This window comes from Protofrankia sp. Cj3, from assembly GCF_917627355.1.
In the GTDB taxonomy this organism is placed as follows: Bacteria; Actinomycetota; Actinomycetes; order Frankiales; family Frankiaceae; genus Protofrankia.
On record NZ_CAKJTR010000069.1, the window covers coordinates 1 to 3,843 of the forward strand.

The following is a 3,843-nucleotide window of genomic DNA, read 5'->3' on the forward strand; positions in this document are numbered from 1 at the left end:
CCAATGCGCACACGGTGCCCCACCGAGCCGAACCAGACGGAACCGGAACCGGAACCGGGGATCGGCCGCCGGCCAGCCCGCACCCGGACATCGACGAGGTCCTTGTCAGCACCAGCGAGATCGCCAACAAGCTCAGGGAGCTGGCGGCGCTGGTCGATGCCGACTACGCCGGCCGCGAGGTGCTGCTCGTCGGTGTCCTCAAGGGTGCCGTGATGGTGATGGCGGACCTGTCCCGGCTCCTGACGATACCGCTGACCATGGAGTTCATGGCCGTGTCGTCGTACGGCTCGGCGACATCGTCCTCTGGTGTGGTGCGCATCCTCAAAGACCTGGATCAGCCCATCGAGGGCAAGGACGTCCTGGTCGTCGAGGACATCATCGACTCGGGCCTGACCCTGTCGTGGCTGCTGCGCTACCTGCGCTCGCGAGGACCCGCGTCCGTGGAGGTACTCGCGCTGCTGCGCAAGCCGGAGGCGCTGGCCGTTGACATCGACGTCCGCTATGTCGGCTTCGACATCCCGAGCGCCTTCGTGGTTGGCTATGGCCTCGACTACGCCGAGAGCTACCGCACCCTGCCATATGTCGGGACGCTGACCCAGGAGGCGATCGAGCGCGGTGCCCGGTGACGCAAGGACCCGGCAGACCGCCAGCGTCAACCGGGATGCGGCCGGCCGAGTCGAGAGACCTAGGCTACCGCGCGCTGGGAGGCCCTACTGAGCGCCACGTACTCCGTCAGCCACCGGCCTGTTCAACGAATCGCCCATTCAGGGCACCGCGGTGGAACGGGACGCTTCCGTTGCCCGTTGCTCGGATGTACGCGCGGTAGGGCGCGCGTACCGGCGGTACCCTCGGCACAAGGGAATCCCGAACGAGGGCGGCACACACGTCAGGAGGGTGGAGCGCGCGTGTCCAGCGCTCCAGGCAGATGACTCCAAGAAGAATCTTCCGCAGCTGGGTGCCTCTGCTGCTCCTGGCCCTGTTTGTGATCATTCTCACGACCGGGGTGTTGTCGGGGTCAAGCGAGTACTCCAAGCGTGACCTGAACTACATCCAGCAACAGATCGAATCGGGCCAGGTTGCCAGCGCCACAATCCAGGACTCCAAACAACGCATTCAGATCAAGACAAAGGACGGCTCGAAGTACGAGTCGTCCTACGTCACCGACCAGGCGGTCGGGCTCGCCGGCGAACTGCACAGCCAGCGGATCGCCTACGAGGTCAAGGTCGAACAGGGCAACATCTTCCTGTCGCTGCTGCTGAACCTGCTCCCGGTACTGCTCGTTGTTCTCCTGCTGTTCTTCTTCATGAACCAGATGCAGGGCGGCGGCAACCGGGTCATGAACTTCGGCAAGTCCAAGGCCAAGCTCGTCAGCAAGGACACGCCGAAAACGACCTTCGCTGATGTCGCGGGTGCCGACGAGGCGATCGAGGAACTCCAGGAGATAAAGGAGTTCCTGGAGAACCCAGGCAAGTTCCAGGCGATGGGAGCCAAGATCCCCAAAGGTGTGCTGCTGTACGGGCCGCCTGGGACAGGCAAAACCCTGCTGGCCCGAGCGGTCGCGGGTGAGGCCGGGGTGCCCTTCTACTCGATCTCCGGCTCGGACTTCGTCGAGATGTTCGTGGGTGTCGGCGCAAGCCGGGTACGGGATCTGTTCGAGCAGGCCAAGACCAACGCCCCAGCGATCATTTTCGTGGACGAGATCGACGCGGTGGGACGCCACCGCGGCGCCGGGCTCGGCGGTGGCCACGACGAACGCGAACAGACCCTCAACCAGTTGTTGGTCGAGATGGACGGGTTCGACGTCAAGGGCGGCGTCATTCTCATCGCGGCGACGAACCGGCCCGACATCCTGGACCCGGCGTTGCTACGGCCGGGACGGTTCGACCGGCAGATCGTTGTCGACCGCCCCGACCTCCTCGGCCGCGAGGCGATCCTGAAGGTGCATGCCAAGGGCAAGCCGATGGAACCGGATGTCGACATGCTCATCATCGCGCGCCGCACCCCGGGGTTCACCGGCGCGGACCTCGCGAACGTGCTCAACGAGGCCGCGTTGCTCACAGCACGGTCCGATCAGAAGCTCATCTCCCCCGCCCTGTTGGAGGAGTCGATCGACCGGGTGATGGCCGGGCCGGAACGCAAGAACCGGGTCATGAGCGACAGGGAGAAGAAGCGGATCGCCTACCACGAGGGTGGACACGCCCTTGTCGGGCATGCCCTGCCGAACAGCGATCCCGTCCACAAGGTTACGATTCTGCCCCGCGGCCGGGCGCTCGGTTACACCATGCAGCTGCCGCTCGAGGACCGTTACCTGCGCACCCGATCGGAGATGCTGGACGAGCTCGCGATGTTCCTGGGCGGACGGACCGCCGAGGAGCTTGTCTTCCACGAGCCGACCACGGGCGCCAGCGACGACATCGAGAAGGCAACGAAGATCGCCCGCGCTATGGTCACCCAGTTCGGCATGAGCGACAAGCTGGGGGCGCTGAAGTTCGGCGGCGAGAGCAACGAGGTGTTCCTCGGGCGCGACATGGGCCACCAGCGCGACTATTCCGAACAGGTCGCCGCGGAGATCGACGCGGAGGTTCGGCATCTGATCGAGACGGCGCATGACGAGGCCTGGGAGATCCTCGTTCAGTACCGGGACGTGCTGGACAATCTCGTTCTGCGGCTGATGGATGTCGAGACGCTCGGCAAAGACGAGGTCCTGGAGATCTTTGCGACGGTCCAGAAACGGCCCAGCCGCGGTTCGTACACGGGTGTCGGCAAGCGCCTCCCGTCCGACCGGCCGCCGGTGATGACCCCAGCCGAGTTGGGGCTGACCAAACCCGGCGGCGTCCCGGAACTGATCCCCAGCACCACCGCCGGTCAGGGCGGCCGTACCAATGGTGCCGCGCACGGCAACGGCGGCGGCCTGCCGGCGGGCAGTGGGAATGGCTCCGGGACCGCTCAGGTTCCCCCTGATGACTCGGCCAGAACGGCGGAGCAGAACCCGGACGGTGGCGCGGCCCCCGCGGAGCCGACTTCGAACACCCCGAAGATCTCCAATCCATGGGCACCGCCGACACTGCCGAACGACGACAGGGGACGCCGTTGACGGCCGATTACGGTCTCGCATCTACCGGGTACACATCTTCAGCTCCCGTCGACGTTCCCGCGGATGCCGCTGGGATCGGTGTATCCGAGCGGCAGCGGCTGGAGCCGGAATCACGGCTGATCCGTCCCTTCGATCACGACCGGGTGGCTCGCGCTGTTCGTGAGCTTCTGATCGGCATCGGGGAGGACCCGGATCGAGAAGGCCTGCGTAAAACCCCCGAACGGGTCGCGCGGGCCTATCAGGAGGCGGTCGAGGGCCTCGGGCGGGACCCGTCCGAGGTGCTCACCACCGTTTTCGACGAAGGTCACGAAGAGATGGTGCTGGTTCGCGACATCGACTTCACGTCATTGTGCGAACACCATCTGGTCGCCTTCGCGGGCAAAGCGCATGTCGCCTATATCCCGAACGAAAGCGGGCAGATCACCGGGCTGTCGAAGCTGGCGAGGCTCGTCGACCTGTACTCGCGCCGTCCGCAGGTGCAGGAACGGCTGACGACCCAGATCGCCGACGCGCTGGAGCGGGCGCTGTCACCCCGTGGAGTCATGGTCGTGGTCGAGGCCGAACATCTGTGCATGTCCATGCGCGGAGTCCGTAAACCAGGAGCCCGTACGGTCACCTCAGCCGTACGTGGCCAGTTCCTGAACACCGCGACCCGCGGTGAGGGGATGTCACTGATCCTCAGCCATCGCTGAGTGGGGGCTCATCGCGGGCTGTCAGGGACCGGGCCAGTCCGACGCCCGGTCCTGGCA

Annotated in this window: 3 protein-coding genes; all 3 read left to right on the forward strand. The window is 65.6% G+C overall.

Annotated elements, in window-relative coordinates:
- Positions 1-626: hypoxanthine phosphoribosyltransferase (gene hpt, locus MJ783_RS11555; RefSeq protein WP_239310408.1), on the forward strand; the 626-nt coding region annotated here is incomplete at its 5' end.
- Between the two features lie 299 nt (positions 627-925).
- Entirely contained in the window at positions 926-3,094 is a 2,169-nt protein-coding gene (gene ftsH, locus MJ783_RS11560) for an ATP-dependent zinc metalloprotease FtsH (RefSeq protein ID WP_239310409.1), read from the forward strand.
- Positions 3,095-3,168: 74 nt separating this feature from the next.
- Complete coding sequence (folE, locus tag MJ783_RS11565; RefSeq protein ID WP_370651601.1) at positions 3,169-3,786, forward strand: GTP cyclohydrolase I FolE; 618 nt, start codon at positions 3,169-3,171, stop codon at positions 3,784-3,786.
- The last annotated feature ends 57 nt before the right edge of the window (positions 3,787-3,843 follow it).